Here is a 24,497-nt window from a genome sequence, read left to right as displayed (position 1 = left end):
CGTAGGTCGGCAATCCCTTGCCGACAAAGCCCTTCGCCGAGCCGATACGTCGGCAAGGGATTGCCGACCTACATATCCGAATCCCTTACACCGATCCGGAAAACGCTCTATGGCCGAGCAGTTCCTGGACGGTTCTGATATCGTAGCCCCCTTCGATCAGATAAGTGGCAAAACTATGCCGCAACGTGTGCGGCGTCGCCGGCTTGGCTATTCCGGCAGCCTGAACGGCTTTTTTCATGGCCCGCTACAATAGCTTTTCATCCACATGATGCCGCCGCTCGCGGCCGCTGCGCGGATCGATCGAATAGCTCCCGGAGGGAAACACATACTGCCAGCCCCACTCTTTCGGGCTTTGAGGATATTTTCGCGCCAAGGCTTGATTTTGCGTCGAGACAGATGGGGTAGGCTCTAATACAAAGTTAGGGAGCTGACTCTGTAGCACTCGATGCAATCGCTGAAGTTGTTGTCCGCGCCATCGCGCAGTTTGTAATCGATGTTTTGTTCGTTGGTATTTTCTATTGGCCCGGCTGGATTATTCTTCGCGTGCTTACGTTGGGTCGCTATCCACCGGCCCAATCACACCCACACAACCGCGAGTTGGTCGCCGTCGCGGCTTTTGCTGCATTGTTGACGGGTGTGACACTATATTTTTCGGGTTTCCCCGCGTGAAGACGTTGCTCTCTAACCCTGCGGTCGAGAGGGACGCTCCGCAAGCGGCGCGGCCGCTCGCTCCGCGCCCCTCACCTCCACGTTAGAGGCCGGCAAGAAAACGCATGACCAAGAACGAGTTCATTAACCTGATGCAGTACCCTCGCGAGTGGGTCGAATGGGGCATGCTCCCGGACGAACTATTGAATGGACAGATCGCAGAATATGAGCCGGGCAGTGAACGGGCCTCGCAGCACTACCGAAACGGTGCCTTCCACTTTTGGCTGCGGCGGGGACCAAGCAAAGATGTTCTTCTCAAGCTAGCCAGATTGAGTTTCCTTGACCCCGACCCATTGATGGCTGATTGGCTCCGAAAAGACTACATCGCGAAGGCAGAAAACGCTGATGGAGAAGTGTTGCGCGTTCTCAGACAGGAACGCCTCTAACCATTTCTTGCAGCCGACGCCCGCGACACTGCATGGCTCGTCTGTGCCTCAGCGCGGGCGCGGCTGAAGAAAATCGTTAAGTGTCTTGCGGAATCACAATGGATGACTGAAGAAAATTATCTAAAAGATTTGAATGAATCTTTAAAGATGTTTCAAACATACTTCCCTGAGAAGAGGGAAGATGTAGACATTATTATTCTTCGAGGGCACCAGTTGGCTGAGTCATTGCTTTATAAATTTATAAAACAAAATGTAAATCACCCGGAGTATATAGACTCCTTTTTTATACGATGGGAACCTTTGGTAGCCCTAGTTAGGGCTATGAAGAACGAAAATACAAAAGAATATGATTGGGTTTGGCCGTCCCTTATGCAACTCGAAAGAGCGCGAAACCAGATAGCTCACAATCTCGAAGCCGAAAAATTGCAAATAAAGATAAGGGACTTTATCAATTGTGTACGTTCTAGGGTAAGTGAATTTGGCCAAATTCCGGGAGACGATGATTTAAAGAAAGCTATCTTTATTGTGTATTGTGGTCTTTCTACGGCTTTAGCTGTAGATAAATGGCCCAATATCACAGCAACTTATTTGGTTAGGGATATGGTTGAAGAGCATGGGCGTAAAACCATCAATCAAGGTTGTATTGATGAAAAGGACACTTAACAAGGCGTCCCAGCCGACGCCCAAAAGCGGCGCGGCTGAACTTTAGCGTTAGACGCCAAGGAGACATCATGACGGTAAAGCGTATGGACAACGTCGGCATCGTGGTGGAAGACATTGATGCCGCCATTGAGTTCTTCACCGAACTTGGTCTCGAGCTCGAGGGGCGCGCCCCAGTCGAAGGAGACTGGGCAGATGGCGTCACTGGATTGCGCGACATGCGCGTCGAGATTGCCATGATGCGTACGCCGGACGGTCACAGCCGGCTCGAGATGTCTCGATTCCTCGCGCCGCCTGTGGTCGCCGATCACCGCAGCGCCCCAGTGAACGCTCTCGGCTACCTACGCATCATGTTTACCGTGGAGGACATCGACGATACGCTCGCCCGTCTCGGCAAACGCGGCGCGAAGCTCGTCGGCGAAGTGGTCCAGTATGAAGACATGTATCGGCTCTGCTACATCCGGGGTCCCGAAGGAATTCTCATCGGGCTCGCCCAACAGCTCGGGCAGCAGACTTCCCGAGCGAATCCCGTGAGCCGTAAGCGTTGAGAACTGAAGCATTGGCGTCTAACGCCAACGTTAGCCGCAAAGGAGGTCATGCCCATGCCGAAGATCGACATCGCGGCGGTGCCCATGAGAAAAGGTTCTGGGTATCCCAGCCCATTCGATGTGCCATGCACTACGCGTACTCGGCGAAGGCTGGGTGACGCAGGTGGCCTTGAGGACTTCGGGGTCAACCTGATGACGCTGCCTCCCGGCGCATGGTCGAGCCAACGGCATTGGCACAGTCACGAAGACGAGTTCGTCTATGTACTCGAAGGCGAAGTCACGCTTGTTGAAGATCAAGGAAGAACTCTGCTGCGGGCCGGCGAATGCGCTGCGTTTCCAAAAGGCACACGTAATGGTCATCACTTGATGAATGAATCATCAGCAGTCGCGATCTATCTGGAAGTGGGTTCGCGGCATCCAGAAGATCTGACGACGTGCTCTGACATCGACATGAAGAGCGCGAACTCTGATGGACGGTTCGTTCGCAAGGACGGCACGCCATATGGTTAGCCGGCGGGAACGATATGTCCTCGTCGCGAGGCTAACAAGCGCGTGCAGCCGACGCGCGAAGACGCACGCGGCTGCACGCGCATCGTTAGCCGTCATCCAAGCATCGCACCGTCGATTTCGCAGAGTCTCGTTCGACTATCCGTTAGGGAATGAAGCTGATTGGTCGCAGTGATTGGCATTCCCTGTACGAGAACTTTCATGAGGTCGAACTTGGAGAAGAGTATGCGCAAGCTGATCGTTGCCGAACACATCAGTCTGGATGGCATTATTCAAGCCCCCGGTGGGCCTGAAGAAGATCCCAGCGGGGGATTCAGTCTCGGTGGCTGGATAGTGCCCTACGCCGACGAGGCCACCGGCCAAGCTGTGCAGGACCTGTTCGCGCAGCCGTTCGAGCTGTTGCTGGGGCGTCGTACCTACGACATATGGGCGGCGTATTGGCCGCGTGTACGGGCCGGCCACGCCATCGCTGACCTGTTCAACAGCGTGCCTAAGCACGTGGTCACGCACCGACCCGATACGCTTGACTGGCAGTACAGTCATGCGCTGGAGGACGATCTTGTCGACGCGATTCGCGCGCTTAAACACCAGGATGGCGTGAACCTATTGACGTGGGGAAGCGGCGATATGGTGCGCCAACTGCTTGCAGCCGGGTTGGTGGACGAGCTTCGGCTTCTGTTTTATCCCGTCGTACTTGGGCGCGGCAAGCGCTTGTTCGACGATGATGCACAGGTGTCGGCCTTCACCCTGGCGCACTCGACCAGCACTCCTGGCGGTGTGCTGATCACCCGCTACGTGCGCAGCGGCGAGGTGCGCACAGGGGCGTTCGAAGAAGTTGAGTAGGAAAAGCCAGTGACGCCTAACAAGCGGTTCCAGGCAACGCTATGTGCAGGGCGCTCGGACGCGCCTGAACCGCGGCGCCATGCGCAGGGCGCAAGGTTGTACATACAACCACAATACTCTACACTACGACAGTGTTTGAGAGATGTCTGTATTTCAATGTCAATGCTCTAGCAAGAGCAGTGAATCGCATTTGGGACGAGGCTTTCAAGGAACTTGGCTTGTCGCCTGCGCATGCCTATTTGCTCAGACTCGTGCTGGCGTCACCTGGAATATCCCATAAGGCGATCGCTAGTGAGCTAAAGCTCGAGAAATCTACTATCACCCGTTTTGTTGATTCGTTACAGGAAAAGGGGTTGGTCCAAAGATCAAAACTTGGGGCTGAAGACAATCGCGAACAGCGAGTGTTTCCTACCGACAAGGCCAAGAGCATGAAGGAAGCGCTGGAGGCAACATGCGATGCTTTATATAGGAGGATGTGCGGTAATTTGGGCGAAGCTGAAATGAAAGCCCTCGTGGCACAACTTCGCAAAACCGCTCGATTGTTGTCGTGATTTTTTTGCCCATAAAGTTGCTCATACAACCATTAATGGAGATACGGGATGAACCTTACAACTAATCCGATTACCGGATTCGAATCTACGGAAAACGATGGCAAGCCACTTAATGCTCTTGAGGAGTTTTACCGTGCGTTTAATACCCGAGACTTGGAACTCATGAGCGCCAACTGGGCAAATTCCGACGAGGCATCAATGTCCAATCCCCTTGGCGGAGTGCGTAGAGGGTGGGAAGCGATAGAAGAAGCATATTCAAGAATTTTCGCAGGCCCTGCCGAGGTGTATGTCGAGTTCTACGACTATACGATTCACCACGCCGGAATCATGTTCTGCGCTGTCGGTCGAGAAAGAGGATATTTCCGCGCTAATGGGAAGCAAGTTGACCTTGCCATCCGTACCAGTCGGTTTTACCGAATGGATTGCGGAAAATGGCACCAGATACACCACCATGGATCTATCGACGATCCTGCATTATTGGCCGAGTACCAGTCGGCCGTTCTAGGAAAATAGAACAAGAAGCCCAACCCATGATTCCGCCGGATGCTGCGCGATAACACCGCGCAGTGCCGGTGAATCCAAACCTGGAGAATGCAGAAAAACGCCCTACTCGAAAACTCAGCCCACAGACAATCAACAAGTTACAGACGCAAAAATGCTCGAAAACTGGTTTCTTCTACACCATCCTTAGGTGCCCAATGCTTACCCCGGATCACTTCAACAAGCTCGGCGCGCAAAACTTGCCAGGCTATCTTGGCATCGTCGTCACTCATGTGGGACCAGCGGAAGTACGGTCTGAACTCCAGGTAAAGGCGTCGCTCATGGCACCGAATGGTTTTCTTCATGCAGGAAGCTTCGTCGCGCTCGCCGATACCTCGGCAGGCTATGGTTGCGTCGCCAATCTCCCTGAAGGAGCCATAGGGTTCACGACGATCGAACTCAAGTCCAATCATGTCGGAACCGCCCGCGAAGGCATGATCGAATGTATCGCGAAGGCGGTTCACCTCGGCAAGACAACCCAGCTCTGGGATGCAATCGTCATTCACCGAGAGACAGGCAAGACCATTGCACTTTTCCGCTGCACGCAAATGGTTCTCTATGACAAACCGGGCACCTGAGCCTTCCATCAATGGACCTCCCCCGGTCTGCGGCCCGGTCGCCTCTCATGTCAAACCTCAGCCGGCGACAAAAGCAACGGAGGAGTCCCTCGTGAAATTTAGGAGACACATTGAATGATTCGCACGTTTGTGATCGTTCTCGCGGCATTAGGTTCGATAGCTGCCGTGGCATCGGCGAAGTCCTTGCCGCCGAATGCCTCGGCGGCAAGGACACGACAGGCAGATGCCCCCTTGGGCCGCATTGAGCCCACCCAGGCGCCGGTTACCGGTCAGGAGGATTTAGGTGATTTAAGCCAGCCTCGCCAAGTTCTCGCCCAGTTCTATCGAGCCATCAACAACCGCGACTTGAACTTGATGGCCCAAAACTGGGACCAGTCTGCGGAAGCGGCCATGGACAACCCCCTGGGCGGCGTCAAACGGGGCTGGCCGGAGATTCGCTCGGTTTACGAGCGTCTCTTCAGGTTCCGCTCGCAGTACCATTTCGAGTTCTACGACTATACGCTGCACGAGGCAGGCGATCTGTTCTACGTAGTGGGCCGAGAGCGAGGCTGGATCGAGGTTGATGGTACGAGGCTGGACTTGGCGATCCGTACGACACGGATTTTCCGCAGAGTGAAAGGACGGTGGCTGCAGTTTCACCATCACGGCTCAATCGAGGACCCAAACATGCTCGCGGCTTACCAGAACGCCGTGCGGTGAATTCGGGAATCCGAGATGGAAGAACGCCGTGGTAAGGCCGCTCGCCTGCGGTCGGGACAAAGTCTCCGGACCTCACGAGCGTCGTCGATTGCCCCCCTCCGACAAGAGGGGCGCGCCCCTCGCCTTAACCTTATGTCTAAAAAGGAAAGACGCATGGATGTTACTGCTATTCCCTTTGTAGAGAAGGTCGGTATATGCCGAACGGAAGAAGGAACGCTTACACTGCCCTTCAGCACGTCAACGCAAAACCACTTGAACACGATACATGCGAGCGCACAGTTCGCGCTTGCCGAGACAGCCAGTGGCGAAGCACTGCAACGACTGTTTCCCGAGCTTGCGGGGAAGGTTGTGCCGGTCCTGCGAGAATCCCATGTCAAATTCAAAAAGCCGGCAAGCAGTGCTATTTTCGCGTTCCCAGCCGTATCCGAAGAGGCCGTTTCAAAATTCAAAGAGCAGTTTGAAAAGAAACGGCGGTCGTCCATCACCGTCGATGTAGAGGTCAGAGACTCTGATGGTGTCGTCACATCGGTCGGAATGTTTGATTGGTTCGTGCAAGGCCTCCCGCAGGGGAAGACATAACGAGTCGCTTCGGTCGACGGCCTTGATTCCGCTTCGCTCCGGTAAGGCCGCGGCTGAGCTTGGTCACTGGGGGCAGGTATGTCACCGAGATTGGCACATGTCGTTTTTGCGCTGGCAATAGTGGCCGTACAGCGGGCTTGGCTCAAATACACCCAACTGAGTTGAGAAATACAGGGGCGCTTACAATGGCTCCTACAGAATGGACAAACCGCGCAGTCAACTGGTGTAAGAAGAATCAGACCGGAAGACGTGCAGAGGCGCTTCGTCTTTGGCTTGGCTGCATAATGGAGGATGAGGATGAATACGGTCCAGTCTGTGGCCAGTTATAACCCTAACTTTCACTTCGAGCGAGGCACTCCGACAGCCGGCTTTGCCGCCTGTTTCCACGCACCTCAAGCTTCACGTTGAGAATGTAGAAAAACGCCCTACTCGAAAACCCAGTCCACAACCAATCAACGAGTTACAGACGCAAAAATGTTCGAAAACTGGTTTTTTCCACAGCATCGTTAGGCGAATAAAAGCATGGGGACCCAACCGTATAAAGAAATTTTGAGCGCCGTTGCAATTGCTCTCACTTTTGCGGCCTTTGTTCCCTATATCCGCGCAATCGTTAGCGGCGCAACCCGACCCCATGTTTTTTCCTGGGTCATTTGGGGCGCGACAACCTTCGTTGTTTTTCTTGCCCAACTTGAAGGAAAAGGCGGAATTGGTGCTTGGCCCATCGGGGTTTCGGGAAGCATCACCATTTTTGTCGCGGTTTTGGCTTACGTGAAGCGCACGGACATTACGATCACAAGAACCGATTGGATGTTTTTCGTTTCGGCGCTGTCTTCGTTACCGCTTTGGTACTTTACATCAGACCCACTGTGGGCTGTCGTCATTCTTACCACTGTAGATATTCTGGGGTTTGGACCAACGGTGAGGAAGGCATATAGTTCCCCGCATTCAGAGTCATTGCTATTTTTCGCCTTGTTCGCGGCCCGTAATGTCCTCGTAATTTTGGCCCTTGAAAGTTACTCGGTCACGACGGTTCTGTTTCCCGCAGCTATAGCTGCGGCATGTATGTCATTAATGGCAATGGTCACAGTTCGAAGACGAGCATTAGCAACATGAAAGCACAAAACGATAAACCGCCTAACCACGCCGGTTATGGCGAACGTTGGGTGTCATGAAATGAGCACAGAGATCACCATCCAAAGAGCCACTGCCAAGGATGCAGTGGAAATCGCCGAAATGGTTGGCGAATTGCTGGCTGAAATCACGAACGCCATCGGAATTCAGGCGTTCAACTTCAACTTTGCCGAAACAGCATCTAGGCTGACGGACTTCATTAATCAAGAGAAATATTTCGTCTTTGTCGCTCGCAACGAAAATGGAAGGCCAGCAGGGTTCATTTCCCTTTATGAAAGCTACGCCCTCTACGCGGAGGGAGCATTTGGCACCATTCCCGAACTTTACGTTCGGCCGGAGTACCGCTCGGATGAATTGGGTCTTCGCCTTGTATCTCAGGCCAAGGGGTTCGGCTCGTCACGTGGCTGGACTCGATTGGAGGTAACAACCCCTCCCCTGCCACAATTTGATAGAACTCTGGCGTTCTATGAACGCGAGGGCTTTTCTATAACCGGCGGGCGCAAACTGAAGGTTTTGCTATGAAACCGGTCATTCAGGAGGAGATAACGGGATGCGGCATCGCGAGCGTCGCTGCACTCGTTGGAGTCACTTACAAACAGGCGAAAGCTGTGGCGAATAGTCTCGGCATTTTCGCGGAGGATCGGCGCCTCTGGTCAGAAACGCATCATGTTCGCACGCTTCTAAGGCAGTTCGGGCTTGATGCTTCGCCCGATGAGTCGCTGTTTCAGTCTTGGGAGTCTTTACCTACACTTGCCCTTCTCTCCACCAGGTGGCACTTGGAGCAGGGTCGGCCTTTCTGGCATTGGGCTGTTTTCTGGCGCGGGCCTCGTGGTCCCGTTGTGCTGGACTCCAAGAAGGCGCTTGCAAGCCATGTCCGCACGGACTTTTGGCGAATCAAGCCGAAGTGGTTCATTGAGGTCCATCGCACCCAAAAATCCGCTCCAACCAACTGGTAAACCGATGTGCGGTTTGCCAGCGGCTGAGCACAGGCGTTGGCCATAGTGTTCTACGATGGACTGGTTGTACCGGGAGCCCTTCTTCTGCTGGCTTCTGGAACCTGGATGATGATCGAGTTCTATGGCGGTTGGAATTTCGTGCAAGTTCCCTGGTTGCTCGGAATGGTTGTGCTCTTCGCCTTCGAGTTTGTCGAGGGCAATACGGTCACCCGCTTTTACCTCATGCGCCTGCGGCGCATCACCAGAGAGGCCCTGCAGGCGGGCGCGATTACGCCGGAGCTCGAGAAGGCCCGGGGCGAAGGGATTCCCACTTTCACACATTTTCTTGATCTGCCCATCCTATTCTTGATAGTCGCGCTTGGCGCTATCCGGCCAATGAGCTGGACGCTGTTTATTGTCGGCACCGTCGTTGCTGTTGTCATCGCAACGGCGCTGACACTGTATATCCCGAAGCTGTACCCATGGGGGGAAGCGAAACGGGAGTCCTAACAAACCCGTCAGCACGGACGCGAATTCCGCGGTGTTCCATTTGCGCAAGTTCTTAGCAATGCTGGTGCCCCCGAAAGGTTAAGCTTGAAGCCAGCCGTGAGGAGTTCAAGGAAGAGGTCAAATGCGAGGGGCGCCGTTGAGCGGCTTACCAATCGGATACGGTGGCACATCGGGAGCACGGGGCCTAGTTTGTCATTCCAGCCGACCGTTTTGCGCCGCGCTCCAAATGTCGGCTGGACTACCATGTTAAGGAAGCTCTGATTAAGCCCTTCGACAGGCCTGTCCTGAGCCTGTCGAAGGGACATGAACGGAATCCACTTGTTCAGAGCTTCCTCAAGGACATAGAAATCCCCTCACTCAAAATTCAGCTCATGTAGAATGCCAGCGCACCCGCGTATTCCGCCGCATGGGAAGCGGCTCCATCGGCGGAATGCGGGAATACCCTATTCCGCACTACGGCCGGGGCGCACGCTACGCCGACACCCGCCCCGTTGACTATACTCGCCGCATCGTTTTCGTTACGGGAGGGGGAATCCACATGCTGAATCTGCAGAAGGGCTTTGGGATCGGCGATCAGTTCGTTCCCTGGGGCGCGACGCTCGAGGAAGCGTGCCGGCAGCTCGGCATTCAGCCGGGGCACGGTTGCCACAGGGCGGAAGAAGTCAGGCTGCTCTGCGCGAGCGCTTACGGCTTTGCGGCGGTGAACGTCCACCTGGAGGCACCCGCGACGGATCGCCCGGTGACGAGCGTCGATTTCGAGCTGGCGCCCGCAGGGACCGGAACGCCCGAGCCCGAAATCTGGGCCGCGCCCCTGTCCGAACGCTTGGGACCACCGGACCAGGTGAGCCGTTCCGAAATCCCGTCCTATGCCGATCCGGCCGACTGCGTGCCGTTCTATGCCCGCTGGGTACGTCCCGAGACCAGCGTCGGTCTCTCGATCTACGGCGGGTTGCGTAAAGTCGACGGCGGCCAATCCGCCGGCACCTTGTGGTTGAGCTGGAACGAGCAGTTGGCCGCGCAACCCTATATCGAGGAATGGCGTGCTCGCGTCGCCCGGCTGACGGCCATGGCCGAACGGCCGTCGCAGTTGCGGACCTTCGTGCTGGATTGGCCGCAGAACGCGTACTGGCTGACGGGAGACGCCACACCTCAGGCGCTGGCCGCACGCCAGGCGCGTATCAGCCTGTACCAACCCACACTTCTGGATACCCCTGCCAATATCGCCGCCAAGCTCAACCCGCACAGCTTCGCACTCTGGAGCAGCGAGTCGAACGGCATCTGGTGCGCCTCGACTTTGCGGGACAGCGTGATGTTCGAGCTCGGGCAACCGGTGCAGGCCACCTGGGTCGACCTGCAGCCGGCCAAAGGGCCCGGCTATGCGATGCTGCAGCTCGGAGTCTGGTCCGTTTACGGGCGACACGGCTCGCGCGCCATCCGCGACGCCGCGCAAATGCTCGCCGGCTTTCCCGGAGTGACCGTGAAACAGGAAGGGGGCTACGATTGCTGACTTATGACACGCCGGATGCGGGCGCAGCGCCCATGAAAATCGTCACGATCATACTTTTGGTACTCGGCGCACTGCTCGCGCTCGGGGTTTTCCTGGCCGCCCTGCCCTGGATCGAGGTTGCCGTGCTCAATAGTTTTTTCGCCAAGGAAATCGCCACGAACTCAGACCTGCCATGGGCGGCGCCCGGCCGCAAGGCACGCTACTATTCGCTCAAATCCTGGGACTGGAACAACGGGATCACCCGCGTCCCCGCGTGGGGCTCCAACTCGTGGCGCAAGGAGTACCCGCTCGACACGGCAAACAAGGCCTTTGCCTTCCTAGAGAAACACCGCGCGATGAATGCCTGGCTCGCAGCGGGCACCTTCGAAACCTATAGCGTCTACGACCAGCGGCAGCCTGGCGACGTGCACCACCAGGACGATTACGGCAACACCATCGTGACCTATTCCCAGCGCGTGGCGCCATATCGCTTCTTCATCGTCTCGATCGAACCGACGGTCATCGTCATGCAATCCGCGCCGGAACTGCCCGCATGGCAGGAGGAATACGTGCAGCAGGGATATTCGCGCGACAGCCGCTGGATACGGTGGTATATGAGCCTGCCGGAGCAGCAGCGCTTGCCCGACCTGGTCTGGCTGCAGAACCCGCTGGAGTTCGGCACCGAGCTGCCGCGCGGGAGCGGCTGGAAATGGTTCTCGCCCGACCTCGAACAACTGCCCACCGATTTGCCGCTGGTCGAGAGCGGCAGCGCCGTGATTCCGCTCAAGCACGGTCAACTGAAATTCCGGCCCAGCGAATCGGGATGGCATGTCGTGCGGGAATGAGTCCCATACAGCGAGCAGCCTGGATGAAATGCAGCGAAATCCGGGGAGGTAGAAGCGCCGATCATCCCGGATTCCGCAAGCTTCATCCGGGCTACGTCGGCTATACGGGCACTCGCGAGTCGGTCGGGAATCCATTCCAATCGCAAACGGTGTCTCCGGGAGCGCCGGAGCCCCCCCTTCCCGACGCCACGTCCCGGCCGAGCGCCTTCGTCGGAAGGGTCGCGACTAAAGCGACCGTTTGCGATTGGGAAAGGATTGCCGACCTACGAAGGCTTGAATCAATTCACCCCAGCCGAAGGCGCCAACCACTTCCGCCGAGCCTGTTTTGTCGTACGAACGAGAAGAAAACGCTCTAAGCGCCGGCACGGCTGCATGACCGAAAACCGGCGATGGGGACTCAGCCTGTCAAAAATGCCGGAATTCTCCGCCGTGGCTGTAAAGCGGCCCTCATTGCCCCGACTCGGGGGCATTGGTGGCGCCTTCGTACAGGTGATTTACCGGATTCAGTTGGGATTGCAAGGACTTGAAGCGCGACTCCAATAGTTCCATGAAGCTGCGCCGGTCGCCGGTCCAGCGCATCGGTTCGCCCACGAACATATCGCAGAAAAACGGCACCAGCAGGCACTCGCCCTTGGGCATGGCTCGCCCCAGTCCGTGCGTGAACACGGGAACGACCGTCGCTTGCGGGCAGTGCATGGCGAGATGGGCGATGCCGGACTTCAGTTTTTGCATGGTTTCCGGCTCGCCCCGGGTGCCTTCGGGGAAGATGATGAGTACACCGTCCTGGGCCAGTATCTCGTGGCATTCGCTCAAGGGATCGTGATGGCGGTTCCCGCCGCCCCGCGTGACCGGCACGATGCCGATGAAATTGCGCGAAAACCATGCGAGCCAGGATTTGCTGAGAAAGTAGTCGGCCGCTGCGGCGGGACGTACCCTATGAATATCGCGCAACGGAAACAGCGACAGCAAAACCAGGGTATCCAGGTGGCTGTTGTGATTGGCGGCAACGATCGCCGGCCCGCGCACCGGCAGCCGTTCCCGATTGCGGATATTGAGGCCGAGCACGAACAGGGTGACGGGACGCGCCACCAAGAGGACGAATAACAGGCGGAGCAGGCGCTGCATGATCAGTAGTGCAGATAACGGATGAAATGGAAGAATAACGGAGCGGTGTAGGTGAGGCTGTCCAACCGATCGAGGATGCCGCCGTGACCGGGCAGCAAACTGCCGCTGTCCTTGACGCCGATATCGCGCTTCAGCGCCGAGATGACCACGTCGCCGACGAAACCGCAAATCCCGATCAAAAGCCCCGCCAACAACGACTCAATCTCCGTCAGCGGCGTCAGCCAGGGTGCGATCAGCCAGGCCAGCAGCGTCGTGGTCGCAACGCCTCCGAGGAAACCCGCCCAGGTCTTGTTGGGACTGACGTTCGGGACGATCCTGCGCCTGCCCAGGCTCTTTCCCCAGAGATACTGCGCGACATCGTTGAGTTGCGTCAGCACCACCAGAAACAGCAGCAGCGTCGCGCCGCTGTAATGCGCGCCCACCGGCTGCGGCAACACCAGCGGATAAGCCATGTGCGAGAGACAGAACACGGTGGTCATCAAACCCCAGCTGATGATGCCGGCCGATCGCAGAAACCCCTGTGTATCGCCGGCCAGCACCATGCGCAACGGCAGGAACAGGAACATGTATACCGGAATGAAGATGATGAACATGCCGTACCAAGCCATGTGCACCCAGTAGTACTGAACCGGGATGGCGAGATAGGCCCAGAACAGAACGCGATAATCGGCACGGCGCGTCGGGATCAGCGAAAGGTATTCCTTGAAGGCGAGAAAGCTCACCAGCCCCAGCACCACCACCGCCGTCGACGGACTGGACACCACCACCAGGCAGAACACGGCGACGATCAGCCACCAGGTGCGTACACGCAGCCGCAGCTCGGTGTAGTCCTTGTTCGGATACCGCTTCGGGAGCAGGAAAGTGATTATCGAAGCGATGGCGAGCAGTATAAAAATGCTGGCCAGCGCATACAGCAACACATCGGGCAGGTGCGTCAAATTCATGACTGCGCCTCCCACTGAACCTCTTTTAGGAGCGCGCGAGCGCGGTTCAACACCGTAACCAGCGACAACAAGGCGACGACCGTCAGCACGACATTGAGCCAGGATCCGGCAGGCCACCCCAACCCGATGACCAACCCGCAAGCGCCGAACACGAACGCCCGGTCGCTCTTGCCCATGGGACCGTCATAGCGGCGCAAGGCGCCGACCGTCACGGCGCACACGCCGACGAACTCGGTCAGCCAGGCCAGCAAGACCACGGCCACCGCCAGCCAGGCATGGACGCCTGGCAAAATCGCGAACGCCAGATACAGCGCGGCATCGGAGACCAAATCTCCCGCTTCGTTGAGCAGCCCGCCCAGCGCGCTTTGCTGGTCGTACTGCCGCGCCAGCATGCCGTCGATGGCATTGAGCGCCATGCGCACGAACAAAAAGACCGGCAAGCTCAGCCACAATGACGCGCTCTGCGGAAACCACGCCAGCGCCGCGCCCAGAGCGACGGAAAGCGCCGCCGCCAATACCGTGATCTGATTGGCCGTAACACCGATAGCCGCCAGTTTTCGAACGATGCCGCTCAGGCTTTGCTGGAACAGGGGTTTGAGTTGGTAAATGCTGGGCATGATGTTGTCCTTATTCTTTTTTTTGAAGCTTCGGAGTTCATTTTTCTGGGCATAGCTGGTCCGCCTCGCGCAAGACGGTTCTCAAGCTGTTCGATGCACCTCAAATCAACGCCTAGGAAACCCGGCATAGTTTGCCAGTAAAACGAATGTCCCACCTATTGCGAAATATCACGACCCATACGGCCTAATTGTTTTACGACCAGAGGGTCTGTGCCTAGGTCATACTTGAAGGAAAGACATGGCTATTGATCACCCACAACTTCAGCGCTTTCGCAAGCAAACGGCCATATTGCGGTAAGCCGCGGACAATTGGAATTCGAATGGCGGCATCTCATCAGTCGGTTGAAAACGCGCGATCCGAGATGACTGGGATCATCGGCGCCCGCGCCCCGGAGCCATACCCGCTTTGTGTTACCCGGCACCCGGCAGTATTGCCGAATGGGCAAATGGGTACGGCGGGAAACGGTCGGGCTTATTTGTAGATATCTGTGGATATATTCCCGGTGGAGAGGTGTCACACAAGGAACGGCTGACAGGTTTCGATCAAAGGAGTGATTCAAACATGGACACGCAGCGTATTTTCAACCCGCGCATTTTCTCCGGGGTTTTGGCCTTTGCGATGCTGGGTGGGCTCTGTTCGTCTTGTGCAACGATGGAGGCCGACCGGGCGAGGGACACCGAGCAATTGCTGGCCGCGGCAGGGTTCAAGGTAAAACCCGCCGACACCCCGGACAAGCTCGCCCATGTTAAGAGCCTGACCCAGCACAAGCTGGTGCCGCACGAGAAGGACGGCACGGTGTATTACGTCTACGCCGATGCCACGACGTGCCGGTGCGTTTACTGGGGGCCGGAGGAGGCTTACCAGCGCTACCAGCGATTGGCAACGCAACAGAGAATCGCCGAAGACCAAAGAATGGCCGCCGAAATGAACGAGGATGCCGCCATGAATTGGGAACTGTGGGGACCGGGATACTGGTGGGCTTATTGATTTGCGGAAGCAAAGGGGCCCGTAGGTTTGGCCATCGCGGTCCTTCTTTTTGGGGGGCAGACTTTTGCTATAGGCCTAGGATCTCTTCGCGCGAAACGACGATGCCGAGTGAAACGGAAGCCGCCGAAATGAACGGTAAACGTCTGATCCGTCCATTGACCCTTTAGAGAATCTGGACGAGCGGAAATAAGCCATGCTGCACAGGCAACTCTGTTCGGTTCGAAACATCATCCTTGCCGCGTTCTTGCTCTCGGCAGTGTCGGGCGCGACGGCAACCTGGGACCATGCGCACGGCGATGCCGCCAACAGGGGATTCATCAATGTGGATACGGCACCCGCTGCAAACGACCTGGTGCGCGTCGCCGATCTCGGCTCGTTTGCAATAGGCGCCGGCCCCGTCATCGCCGCGGATGGTACGGTTTATCTCGGCAATCGGGCCGGTCTGCTGAAAGCGTTCGCACCGGACGGTACGTTGAAATGGACGCGCGACACGCCAGGCCATGAAATCGTGGCCTCGCCGGTCATCGGCGCCGATGGGTCGATCTATGTGATCGGCGCGAGGACCGTGCGCGATCATCGCGGCGGCCAGGTAGTCACCCGTAACGAGTTGACCCTGTATCGATTCACTTCCACCGCCGCCATGCTTTGGGCGGCCCCCTTTCCGGAAGGCACCCTCACGCCGGCTCAATTCGGAACGGGTGTGACGAGCGCGGCGCCCAATATCTGGCGCTCCGGTGCGACCGAAGTCATCCTCGTGCCGGTCCTTCACCGTAGCTACAACGGCCACGTGATCAGCATCGTGGCGTTTTCCACCGGCGGCGGCGTTCTGTTCAACCAGCCGGTCACCACCGTGGATTACGGCGACATAACGGGCGGCGCGAGCGTCGGCGAGACTTTGTGTGGGATATTCTTCTTTCTTCCTCCTTGTTTTCTCGAGGAAACGGTACCGATACCGGAGCCCAACGAATTGCCGCCCGAAGTCAATCCGCCAATGCCGAGCGTGGCCCTGTTCACATCGATCGGTAACGAGCCGTTCGTGGTCGTTGCCGACAATTATCAGAACATCGTCGGCTACACCTTCTCGCCAGAGGCCGGCTTTCAAGAGAACTTCCGCAAGCACATCACCAACGATGAAAGGGGAATCAGCATGTCCTCGCCCGTCATGCTCGGCGACGGGCATTCGGTCGTGCGCGGCAATTCGGATTCGCAAGGCTGGGTTCTATTCGCCGGGCCGCATCCGGTCAATTGGACGGAAGTCGTCGTACCCCACACCGGCACGACGCCGACGATCACCGGAGACGGCAAGATCGTCATGGTGGACCGGGCCGGCGGGGTCACCTTGGTGAGCACCTATCCGAACGTGGGCGTCGTTGATCCGCACATCCCGCTCGCGTCGGAATCGATCGCGCCCGCGGCGGCATCGCGCACTCATATTTTCGTCTCGGGCGTGGATAAGCTGTACACCATCGACGCGGCAAGCCTGCAAGTGGTCGAGGAGTTCCTCTGGGAAGGCGGCGGCCTCTCGTCGCCGGCGATCTCCGCCGACGGAAGGGTCTATGCGCTCGCGGGCGACACGCTCTATGGCTTTCCGGCGCCGCCGTCGCGTTGTCCTCCCGGAAGCCTGTGCCCGGGCACGGTACGTCCCCCGATCACGCCGGCATCAGCGAAGCCCTAACGGCCCGCCGTTGCTGAGCGCGGCGCCAAGCATAAAAGTAATGGACGCACTACCAATATCCCCGGAAACTCACCGTGCCGGGCGGGTCAGCCTGTGAACGGGTCGGGCTTTCGTATTGGCTTCGGATAGTGCCAAGTGATTCGTTTTGTGAAACGGAAGCGGCCGAAGTTCAAACAACAAACGCCTCAACTAGCCATCAACTTATACACCTCGAAGCTGCGAACTCTTGCGTCGTTCTCGGTGTCGGTTTTTGGTTGAACAACAGTTAAAAAGTAGCGGCTATGAGGCTCTGGAGTCTGCATCCGAAATATCTCGACCCGTGCGGTTTGGTCACATTGTGGCGGGAGGCCCTGCTTGCCCAGGCCGTACTCGAAGGAAAGACGAAGGGCTACGTTCATCACCCGCAACTTCATCGTTTTCGCACCCAGCCGGACCCGGTCGGATTCATTGCCGAGTACCTAAGGGGGGTCTATGCGGAGGCGGCAAGCCGCGGCTACCGGTTTACGGCGACAAAGATCAGTCGCTCGCAGGCAGACGGCCGTATCGCGGTAAGCCGCGGACAACTGGAATTCGAGTGGCTGCATCTACTGAGTAAGTTGGAAGCACGCGATCCGGGATGGCTGGCTAGGATCGCCCGCGTCCGCATTCCGGAACCGCACCCGCTTTTTTACACTGTGCCTGGCGGCATCGCCGAATGGGAGAAAGGGCACGGCGACGCCCGACAACCGGGTGCAGCCGGCTCTTGAGGTCCGCCCTCGGACCATCGTCCCGCCTCACCACTTTACAGGTCACAACAAGGGTCGGCTTGCGTAGGACGTGGCGTACCCGGATATTGCGCCGCATGAAACGACGGAATGCCCGACTGTCGACGCCATCGCGTAATTGATGGAATGCGGTTTTTCGCTGAAAGAATCAGACGTTTGTAATTTGGTACAGATTTCTTTAGGCGAAGTGGCTATGCTCACTGAAACGGAACCAGGCGGGGTCAAACAAAAATAGCCTGACCCAGTTTATCCCGAACCCGCGACTCGGCTTGCCGGCGTGCGGCTCGTCGAGTTCGGCGTAAAACTGGCGGTGAATCACCGATGAGCTTGCCGTCCAAGCCGTCATCCCGCCGGTCTCGTCGCAAAGCGGCGTTTCGCGCGACTCACAACGACCCGGTGAATTCGAACAGTTTCTTATACAAGGAGTCTTCGCTTGGCTGAACCGCTCAAGAATCAATTCGGAGTGGATGTGCCCGGCAAAATTGCCGGGATGATATCTGCGAAATTTCATCGATTCTCTGCTGACGCCTTCGTCAGAGACGCTCTTGACGGATACGAATCTCTCGATCTGATGCGTCGTGGATTGAAGATCGCACAGGCGCTTCGCCGCCATTTGCCTGACGACTATTCGGAGGCCGTCGAGATACTGATTAACTCGCTCGGTCCGAAACTCGAAAAGACCGAAAACTTCGGAATGGCGCCCTTCCTGTATCTTCCGCACGTTTGCTTTGTTGCGGGATACGGGCTCGACCACTTCGAGGTTTCGATGCACGCCCAATACGAGCTGACGCAACGATTTTCTGCCGAGTTCAGCATTCGGCCATTCTTGGAGCGGTATCCGGAAGCAACGCTTGCTCGCCTTACGATTTGGGCGAAAGACCAAAATCCCCATGTTCGTCGCCTCGTATCCGAGGGAACGCGTCCCCGCTTGCCGTGGGCGCCCCGGCTGCGGTCTTTCCAGAAAGACCCCCGACCAGTGTTGGCACTGCTTGAATTGCTAAAGGACGACCCGGAACTTTATGTGCGCCGTTCCGTGGCAAATAATCTGAACGATATCGGTAAAGACCATCCGTTAATACTTGTCGAAACCGCACACCGGTGGATGACGGATGCGACGGATGAAAGACGCTGGCTCATCCATCATGCGCTACGTTCAGCCGTGAAGCGTGCCGAACCGGGAGTTCTTGAGGTTCTGGGTTTCGGCAAAAATGCAAAGGTATCGGTAAACAAAGCGAGCATCACTCCTGAACGCCCCATGATTGGGAACTCGGTGGCGATCGCCTTTGAAATCACAAACACCGATTCGCAACGGCAGCGTGTGTTGGTGGATTTCCGCGTCCATTTTGTGAAGGCTAACGGAAAAACCAGTCCAAAGGTTTTCAAATTAAAAACTATCGAGCTCGCGCCTCAGGAAACCGTACAACTGGGGAAGACTATTTCCTTGGCCGAAATGACGACGCGCAAACATTACACCGGGACGCACCGGGTCGATGTTCTGTTGAACGGATGCGCTTTGCCCTTGGGGTCATTTGAACTGATGAACGATTAGCGGCTGCTTGGGATTGGTCCCGGACACCTTGCCCTGCTTGAGGATCGAGTGCTAATGCATGAAAGCAAGAAGCAACTCTACGCGATTCGCAGGCGTCCCCTCCGGTGGCTGCGGTGGTGAACCGGGGCATTAGCTTTCCATGACCTACTCAACGCTTGGTTGGCTGTTTGCAGTTGCCGTCACTCTGCACAATGCCGAAGAAGCGCTGCTTTTACCGAAGTGGTCTATGCGCGGCGGTCGGTGGCGCGCTCCAGTGAGTGCGTTTGAGTTCAGATTCGCTGCGGCAGTCCTTGCGCTTCTTGCCTATGGAGTCGCATATCTCTCCTCGATACAAGGCCCGCAAGCCATGGCAGCCTACGCTATAGCCGGCTACGCGTTGGCAATGCTGCTGAATGTCTTCTTTCCGCATGTCTTGGCAACCATTGCGTTGCGCCAATGCATGCCAGGCACGGCAACAGCTTTGTTATTCAATCTGCCGGTGTGCAGCATGCTGCTGTATGTTGGAGTGCAGGATGGATCTATCAGCACCGACAAATTCGCGTGGTTTGGTCCAGCGAGTGTTGCAGTCATTTTGGCGAGCATACCGGTACTGTTCTTCATTGGCCGAAAAGCCAGACCGGCATTTCTGCGGATTGGAATACCGTTGCCATAACCCGCACGAAGCCAAAGAAATACCAGAGGCGTTATGACGTAAGAAGGAATAAAAAAGGCGGTTTTGCACCCCCTCTGCAAAACCGCCTTGCTCATGCGCTAAAGTGCGAGCTTGGAGGATATCTTACCTAAGTTTCAACACACCGGCGTCGATCGCATCGCACACTTCCCTACCCATCAGCTGTTTGGCGCAATCCATGATTTGCAAGAGCACGCCGAAGATGGCCAGTGCGAACCAGCCGAATACGACGAAGCCGTAATGCAGCGGTGCTACGAACAATTCTTCCATGAACCAGAAGGTGTGGCCCCATTCATTCAAACCGACGTTCGGAAGAATCATGAACGGGCCGACGGTGAAGACAATGTAGGGAAGAGAGATGCCCACACTGAAGTACGGCAAACGGGTTTTTGCGTAGAGAAACGAGGCGAATCCGGTGATGATGTAAATCGGATAGGACAGATAGAATTCGATGATGTGGCTGGGCGTAAAGTCGGTATCCCTCACCACGGTCTGATGCCAGGTTGCATCTTGCTCGGTGAAGTAACTTCCGCCGAAGTACACTGCCGTGGCGTAGAGGCACAACCAAACCAGATGGGTCATATTCCTGCGGAGGTTCTCGCGTGGCGTCACGGCGGCGAGATTGCGGTCGCGAGTTTTCCAGATATACCCCCACAGAAGAGACGCCACAATGACCTCGATCACAATCTGGGTGTATAGAAAGTTCATCCAGTACGTCTCGAATTCCGGTGAAAACGAGTCCAGACCGGCCGCCCAACCGTACACGCCTTCATACCAGCGCACCCAGACGTAGAAGGCGATGTAAAGTGCAACGCCGCCGAAAAGATTGCGCTTGTTGAGCAGCGGCGCATCGCTCTCCCGTGCGCCGACGGCAGGAGTCGCTTTTGCCTCTTGCTGTATATCGAAATCGCTAGTAGCCATCGTGTGCTCCCCTAAAATCAATATGTTTTGGTTCTTGTCGAACGAGCTGCGAACAGCTCTTGATCATTGCAACGGCGCGACCTTGAAGAGGTCTGACCGTGGCGAAGATCATAAAGAAAGGGGATGGCGGGTATTTTGTTTCAGGTCAGCCGCTGAGCGGCTCTAAACTGATCCAGATCAGTTTTTCGGGGGAAAGCGGGAATGTCTGCCGAGGGGTTATTCCATTCGGCATTCGAGTGAACATTAATTGTAGGGTGGGTTAGCGAAGCGTAACCCACCGATTCGAGGCCGCTCGGTGGGTTACGGCCTCGCGGCCTAACCCACCCTACAAAAATTAATTCCTTATTGAAAGCAATTTGGAATTAGGAATCATTGTGAGCAGAATCGCAGCAAGCCGTCCATGTCGAGTATGCGGACCATCTTGCCTTGTACCAGGATCAGCCCGCTCGCCTCGAATTGACTCATTAGGCGGCTTACGGTTTCCGGTGCCAGACCGAGATAATTTCCGATTTCCTGCCGGGTCATGCTGAGACGAAACTCCGTTGGCGAGAATCCTCGCTTTCGATGACGTTCGGAAAGATGCGCCAGAAATGCCGCCAAACGTTCGTCGGCCTGGCGGCGGCTGAGGACGACCCGCTGGATGCCCAGTTGGAATTGACTTCCGGAAAGCTGCAACAATATCTGCGAAAGCTTGGGGATTTCCCGTCCCAACCGTTCCAGCTGATGAGGCGGCAGCTCGCAGTAGCTGACCGTTTCCAAAGCAATCGCGGAACAGGTATAACGCTCTCCGCTGAGTCCGTCGAAGCCCAGCAGTTCGCCTGGCATCACGAAATCGACGACATACTCGTTGCCTGCGCCGTCCAGGGTAACCAGTTTGACCGTGCCGGACTTCAGCGCCAGAAAGCGGTGGAACCACTCCCCACTGTGATAGAGATAGTCGCCTTTGCCGAGCGTGCGATTGATTGTCACGATCCTGCTGACCAACTCCACTTCTTGCTCGCTAAGGCCCTGCGGAATGCAGAGTCTGCCGAGACTGCAGGACTCACAACTAACTTGGGGTCGGCGTTTTGAGGAGAAAAGTTGCTGGAAACTACTCATGGAGGACTATCTGCAAGAATTTCAGAATAGGCTAAAGTTTGCAAAATTTTCCGTCAATTTTATCGAGGCGCTACCATTGTCCGTCGGCAGGTTCGACTTGGTCTGTTATCAAAACGGAATAAAATAGGGTCATATACTGGTATTTTAGGCGTCCGCCCCCTTTTTCGCTACTGAAGCAATAGCTTGAACAAAACGATGGAAATAATGTTTTCGAACATTGATGATGGTGATTTAGTCCGTTGTTCTGAGCTATATGTCGCTAGTTTTCATGAGTTTCCCTGGAATGAAGAATGGACGCCGAACAATACCTTTGAAAAGCCGAGTGACTTTCTAGCTCTTCCTAAAGCAGTCGCTATCAAGAAAATAAGTATCGACGATACATGTGGCTTTCTTTTTGAAGAAGTTCAGCGATGGAATGGCGCTATGCCATATTGCCTAAAAGAAATATGTATCAGCAAAGCCATTCAAAGGGAAAAAGTCGGCACAGCTCTTACGATGACGCTTGAGGAAATGCTAAGAGAAAGTTGAGTATAAAGAATATACCAGGCTACCCATAGAGATAATATCCATTCGCGCTTCTACTCGTCGTTAGGATTTCATGAAAACAAAAGCATCATGGGATGGGAAAGCCCACTGAGAAAAGCGTCTAAGAAGGGCGATCAATCGGGACTCTGGGCTTAGGAACCGTTTTTCTCATTTTTGAATCAACCCGTTATCGCCAGCTCTGGATAACGAGGACCTATTTTCCCATCATGAACCGCATAATTGAGGATCAAGGAGAATGCCATGACTGTTACGAATAGCCAATCGGGGACCAACGTCCATGAAGTTTCCGAAGGGATTTACCGCATCAATACGCCAGTTGTGATCGAAGGCGCAGGCGGCTTCACATTCAACCAATATCTCATCGTCGACGATGAGCCTTTGCTGTTCCACACCGGGCCTCGAAAGATGTTTCCTTTGGTGCGTGAAGCCGTGGCGAGCATACTGCCGGTCGAACGGCTTCGATACATCGCTTTTTCGCACGTGGAGGCTGACGAGTGTGGATCACTCAATGAATGGCTTGCCGTATCCCCTCGATCCGTGCCTGTGTGCGGTGCGGTTGCGGCGATGGTCTCCATCCAAGATCTGGCCGATCGGGCTCCTCGGGCGCTCGCAGACGGAGAGACGCTGACCTTGGGCAAACATCGCGTGCGCTGGCTCGATACGCCCCATCTGCCCCATGCCTGGGAATGCGGCTTCCTGATGGAAGAACGAACCCGCACCTTGCTCTGCGGCGATCTGTTCACGCAGGGCGGCGCGAATCTACCCCCGGTCACGGAAACAGACATCCTGGGACCCAGCGAGGCATTCCGACAGAAAATGGATTACTTCTCGCACGGGCGGGATACCCATGCGCTCCTCGAGCGGCTGGCCGCCACCGAGCCGACCACCCTGGCGTGCATGCACGGCAGCGCCTGGTCCGGCGACGGCGCGAAACTGCTGCGTGCTCTGGCCGATGCACTATCGGCTTAGTACAGGCTGCGTGGCCTTGGGGATACCCCAATGACCGACCTAATCCCTCGGCCGTTGAGAACATGAAGCGTCCGCCGGTTCCGAGCCTGTCCCGCCAAAGGGCTGTATCGTACTCGAGGATGCCCCGGCCGGAGTAGCGTCCGGTTTGAAAGCCGGCATGCGGGTAATTGCGGTTCTTACCTCGCATACGTTGGAGCAACTGCAAGGCGCCACCGTACACATTCGGTCACTTCTGGACCTGCCGCTTGCATTTCGGAAACTCGGCATGCAGTGAGAATCATGAAAAGAATCCAGTAGGGGATCGAATAGGATATTTCATGCTACGTTCCGAAAAGGATGGGCAGCCCGAGGAAGCAAAATGGTCGTGTCTGATTCCTTTTGACCTCTATGGCCTGCGCTGTAGATCGGCTCCCCGGGAGAGAATGGGTTGGGCCGGATGCCGCTACAATCCGGCGGATTCCGCCGACAGTTCCTCGAGGGCGAAGCCAAAGCTTTCGCAGCCGCGGCTCACATGCGTGAGGTAGCGGCCAAAAACCCTCATCAGATAGATCGAGCCGAACTCCTCATATCCCATCCGCGAGACCGACGTGAGCGAGTCGAAATTGTTCGACTCGACGTAGGAGATCAGTCCCCTGTATCCCTTACCGAGATAGTGTTGCAGAGCCAGCGTCATCCCGATCGCGTGGAGCCGCTGCCCGCGATAGCGAGCATGCGTGAATCCCTTGTACATATAGACGTAGTCGCGGTTGAAGCGCAGCAGCAGATCCGGAGGATCGATGCGCGTCGGGCGAAACGAATACCAGCCGTAAGAGGCGAGCTGATTGCCGTCACAGATGCCGTAGCACTCGTCGCCTTTTGCCAACGCCTCCTCTATGAAGCTCTCCGACATCCCGTTTTCGGGGTTAAGGGCGAACTCGCGAAGCCTCTTCGCGGTAAGGAAGCTCGGACGGTAGGGCTCGGGACATTGCGTAAATTCCAGATTGACCCGCCCTATCGTCACCGCTCGTAGAATCTTGAATACTGTAAAGCAGTTTATCCCTTTCACCGCGAGATCGTGCAGTTCCTGGGTAAACCCGCAGCGTCCGCCGAACGGAAAAACGGAAACAGTCCCTGTTGTATCCATAT

The 24,497-nt window shown here is 56.3% G+C and carries 31 protein-coding genes and 1 pseudogene; 24 read left to right on the top strand and 8 right to left on the bottom strand.

Annotation, left to right across the window (positions count from 1 at the left end):
* Positions 1-109: 109 nt before the first annotated feature.
* Positions 110-376: pseudogene (locus JOD69_RS14725) on the bottom strand (tyrosine-type recombinase/integrase); the annotation flags it as partial.
* Between the two features lie 397 nt (positions 377-773).
* Here JOD69_RS14725 and JOD69_RS14720 point away from each other — a divergent pair.
* The 16 genes from JOD69_RS14720 to JOD69_RS14645 all read left to right on the top strand — a co-directional run bounded on the left by JOD69_RS14720 (position 774) and on the right by JOD69_RS14645 (position 11,506).
* Entirely contained in the window at positions 774-1,094 is a 321-nt protein-coding gene (locus tag JOD69_RS14720) for a hypothetical protein (protein WP_077728764.1), read from the top strand.
* 102 nt (positions 1,095-1,196) lie between these two features.
* Positions 1,197-1,757: a hypothetical protein gene (locus JOD69_RS14715; protein ID WP_077728763.1), complete on the top strand. Its 561-nt coding sequence runs from the start codon at positions 1,197-1,199 to the stop codon at positions 1,755-1,757.
* Between the two features lie 68 nt (positions 1,758-1,825).
* Entirely contained in the window at positions 1,826-2,302 is a 477-nt protein-coding gene (locus JOD69_RS14710; RefSeq protein WP_077728762.1) for a VOC family protein, read from the top strand.
* 54 nt (positions 2,303-2,356) lie between these two features.
* Positions 2,357-2,812, top strand: a complete 456-nt coding sequence (locus JOD69_RS14705; RefSeq protein WP_077728918.1) for a cupin domain-containing protein — start codon at positions 2,357-2,359, stop codon at positions 2,810-2,812.
* A gap of 222 nt (positions 2,813-3,034) precedes the next feature.
* On the top strand, positions 3,035-3,652 hold the full coding sequence (locus JOD69_RS14700; protein WP_086134321.1) for a dihydrofolate reductase family protein: 618 nt from the start codon (positions 3,035-3,037) through the stop codon (positions 3,650-3,652).
* A 179-nt stretch (positions 3,653-3,831) separates the two neighbouring features.
* On the top strand, positions 3,832-4,203 hold the full coding sequence (locus JOD69_RS14695; protein WP_168175345.1) for a MarR family transcriptional regulator: 372 nt from the start codon (positions 3,832-3,834) through the stop codon (positions 4,201-4,203).
* Positions 4,204-4,251: 48 nt separating this feature from the next.
* Positions 4,252-4,716, top strand: a complete 465-nt coding sequence (locus JOD69_RS14690; protein WP_077728759.1) for a nuclear transport factor 2 family protein — start codon at positions 4,252-4,254, stop codon at positions 4,714-4,716.
* Positions 4,717-4,901: 185 nt separating this feature from the next.
* Positions 4,902-5,321 carry a PaaI family thioesterase gene (locus tag JOD69_RS14685; RefSeq protein ID WP_086134320.1) on the top strand — a complete coding sequence of 140 codons (420 nt, stop codon included), beginning with the start codon at positions 4,902-4,904 and terminating at the stop codon, positions 5,319-5,321.
* A 114-nt stretch (positions 5,322-5,435) separates the two neighbouring features.
* The gene (locus tag JOD69_RS14680; RefSeq protein WP_086134319.1) at positions 5,436-6,020 is read left to right on the top strand and encodes a nuclear transport factor 2 family protein; all 585 of its coding nucleotides are present in this window, start codon (positions 5,436-5,438) and stop codon (positions 6,018-6,020) included.
* Positions 6,021-6,173: 153 nt separating this feature from the next.
* Positions 6,174-6,599, top strand: coding sequence for a YiiD C-terminal domain-containing protein (locus JOD69_RS14675; protein ID WP_168183829.1), 426 nt, complete (start codon positions 6,174-6,176; stop codon positions 6,597-6,599).
* Between the two features lie 522 nt (positions 6,600-7,121).
* Entirely contained in the window at positions 7,122-7,712 is a 591-nt protein-coding gene (locus JOD69_RS14670) for a hypothetical protein (protein WP_077728755.1), read from the top strand.
* 60 nt (positions 7,713-7,772) lie between these two features.
* Positions 7,773-8,252, top strand: coding sequence for a GNAT family N-acetyltransferase (locus tag JOD69_RS14665; RefSeq protein WP_077728917.1), 480 nt, complete (start codon positions 7,773-7,775; stop codon positions 8,250-8,252).
* Positions 8,249-8,686, top strand: a complete 438-nt coding sequence (locus JOD69_RS14660) for a hypothetical protein (protein ID WP_086134317.1) — start codon at positions 8,249-8,251, stop codon at positions 8,684-8,686. Before JOD69_RS14665 ends, JOD69_RS14660 begins: the two co-directional genes overlap by 4 nt.
* Positions 8,687-8,731: 45 nt before the next feature.
* A complete protein-coding gene (locus tag JOD69_RS14655) occupies positions 8,732-9,175 on the top strand; it encodes a DUF2269 family protein (protein WP_086134357.1) in 444 nt (147 codons plus the stop codon).
* 406 nt (positions 9,176-9,581) lie between these two features.
* Complete coding sequence (locus JOD69_RS14650) at positions 9,582-10,682, top strand: hypothetical protein (protein ID WP_086134316.1); 1,101 nt, start codon at positions 9,582-9,584, stop codon at positions 10,680-10,682.
* The gene (locus tag JOD69_RS14645; protein ID WP_086134315.1) at positions 10,676-11,506 is read left to right on the top strand and encodes a hypothetical protein; all 831 of its coding nucleotides are present in this window, start codon (positions 10,676-10,678) and stop codon (positions 11,504-11,506) included. Before JOD69_RS14650 ends, JOD69_RS14645 begins: the two co-directional genes overlap by 7 nt.
* Before the next feature lie 447 nt (positions 11,507-11,953).
* On the opposite strand, the gene JOD69_RS14640 is transcribed toward JOD69_RS14645, so the two are convergent.
* Genes JOD69_RS14640 through JOD69_RS14630 form a run of 3 tightly spaced genes read right to left on the bottom strand, consistent with a single transcriptional unit; the run spans position 11,954 to position 14,192 of the window.
* On the bottom strand, positions 11,954-12,631 hold the full coding sequence (locus JOD69_RS14640; RefSeq protein ID WP_086134314.1) for a lysophospholipid acyltransferase family protein: 678 nt from the start codon (positions 12,629-12,631) through the stop codon (positions 11,954-11,956).
* Positions 12,632-12,633: 2 nt separating this feature from the next.
* Positions 12,634-13,575: a phosphatidate cytidylyltransferase gene (locus JOD69_RS14635; RefSeq protein WP_086134313.1), complete on the bottom strand. Its 942-nt coding sequence runs from the start codon at positions 13,573-13,575 to the stop codon at positions 12,634-12,636.
* The gene (locus JOD69_RS14630) at positions 13,572-14,192 is read right to left on the bottom strand and encodes a CDP-alcohol phosphatidyltransferase family protein (protein WP_086134312.1); all 621 of its coding nucleotides are present in this window, start codon (positions 14,190-14,192) and stop codon (positions 13,572-13,574) included. The genes JOD69_RS14635 and JOD69_RS14630 overlap by 4 nt, the downstream gene beginning before the upstream one ends.
* Positions 14,193-14,754: 562 nt before the next feature.
* Here JOD69_RS14630 and JOD69_RS14625 point away from each other — a divergent pair.
* The 3 genes from JOD69_RS14625 to JOD69_RS14615 all read left to right on the top strand — a co-directional run bounded on the left by JOD69_RS14625 (position 14,755) and on the right by JOD69_RS14615 (position 17,601).
* Positions 14,755-15,180, top strand: a complete 426-nt coding sequence (locus tag JOD69_RS14625) for a hypothetical protein (RefSeq protein ID WP_205780704.1) — start codon at positions 14,755-14,757, stop codon at positions 15,178-15,180.
* A 193-nt stretch (positions 15,181-15,373) separates the two neighbouring features.
* Entirely contained in the window at positions 15,374-16,855 is a 1,482-nt protein-coding gene (locus tag JOD69_RS14620; RefSeq protein ID WP_086134311.1) for a PQQ-binding-like beta-propeller repeat protein, read from the top strand.
* A gap of 281 nt (positions 16,856-17,136) precedes the next feature.
* A complete protein-coding gene (locus JOD69_RS14615; RefSeq protein WP_086134310.1) occupies positions 17,137-17,601 on the top strand; it encodes a pyrimidine dimer DNA glycosylase/endonuclease V in 465 nt (154 codons plus the stop codon).
* Positions 17,602-17,797: 196 nt separating this feature from the next.
* Here the strand turns inward: JOD69_RS14615 and JOD69_RS14610 are convergent, their stop codons facing one another.
* Positions 17,798-17,965: a hypothetical protein gene (locus JOD69_RS14610; protein ID WP_168183828.1), complete on the bottom strand. Its 168-nt coding sequence runs from the start codon at positions 17,963-17,965 to the stop codon at positions 17,798-17,800.
* Between the two features lie 117 nt (positions 17,966-18,082).
* Between JOD69_RS14610 and JOD69_RS14605 the strand changes: the two genes are divergently transcribed.
* Together JOD69_RS14605 and JOD69_RS14600 are read left to right on the top strand one after the other, a co-directional pair.
* Positions 18,083-19,168, top strand: a complete 1,086-nt coding sequence (locus tag JOD69_RS14605; protein WP_210024018.1) for a hypothetical protein — start codon at positions 18,083-18,085, stop codon at positions 19,166-19,168.
* A 139-nt stretch (positions 19,169-19,307) separates the two neighbouring features.
* Positions 19,308-19,820, top strand: coding sequence for an HXXEE domain-containing protein (locus JOD69_RS14600; RefSeq protein ID WP_086134308.1), 513 nt, complete (start codon positions 19,308-19,310; stop codon positions 19,818-19,820).
* 123 nt (positions 19,821-19,943) lie between these two features.
* Here JOD69_RS14600 and amoC read toward each other — a convergent pair whose 3' ends face one another.
* A complete protein-coding gene (gene amoC / locus JOD69_RS14595) occupies positions 19,944-20,759 on the bottom strand; it encodes a bacterial ammonia monooxygenase, subunit AmoC (RefSeq protein ID WP_086134307.1) in 816 nt (271 codons plus the stop codon).
* A 98-nt stretch (positions 20,760-20,857) separates the two neighbouring features.
* Between amoC and JOD69_RS14590 the strand changes: the two genes are divergently transcribed.
* Entirely contained in the window at positions 20,858-21,022 is a 165-nt protein-coding gene (locus tag JOD69_RS14590; RefSeq protein ID WP_210024017.1) for a hypothetical protein, read from the top strand.
* Positions 21,023-21,128: 106 nt separating this feature from the next.
* On the opposite strand, the gene JOD69_RS14585 is transcribed toward JOD69_RS14590, so the two are convergent.
* On the bottom strand, positions 21,129-21,728 hold the full coding sequence (locus JOD69_RS14585; protein WP_240506976.1) for a helix-turn-helix domain-containing protein: 600 nt from the start codon (positions 21,726-21,728) through the stop codon (positions 21,129-21,131).
* A 333-nt stretch (positions 21,729-22,061) separates the two neighbouring features.
* Between JOD69_RS14585 and JOD69_RS14580 the strand changes: the two genes are divergently transcribed.
* The gene (locus JOD69_RS14580; RefSeq protein WP_139841085.1) at positions 22,062-22,385 is read left to right on the top strand and encodes a hypothetical protein; all 324 of its coding nucleotides are present in this window, start codon (positions 22,062-22,064) and stop codon (positions 22,383-22,385) included.
* 258 nt (positions 22,386-22,643) lie between these two features.
* Entirely contained in the window at positions 22,644-23,372 is a 729-nt protein-coding gene (locus JOD69_RS14575; protein ID WP_133717444.1) for an MBL fold metallo-hydrolase, read from the top strand.
* 442 nt (positions 23,373-23,814) lie between these two features.
* On the opposite strand, the gene JOD69_RS14570 is transcribed toward JOD69_RS14575, so the two are convergent.
* Positions 23,815-24,495, bottom strand: coding sequence for a hypothetical protein (locus JOD69_RS14570; RefSeq protein ID WP_210024016.1), 681 nt, complete (start codon positions 24,493-24,495; stop codon positions 23,815-23,817).
* Positions 24,496-24,497: the final 2 nt, after the last annotated feature.

It is taken from the genome of Methylocaldum sp. RMAD-M (genome assembly GCF_017832375.1).
In the GTDB taxonomy this organism is placed as follows: Bacteria; Pseudomonadota; Gammaproteobacteria; order Methylococcales; family Methylococcaceae; genus Methylocaldum.
This window is presented reverse-complemented; position numbering and strand designations above follow the sequence as displayed.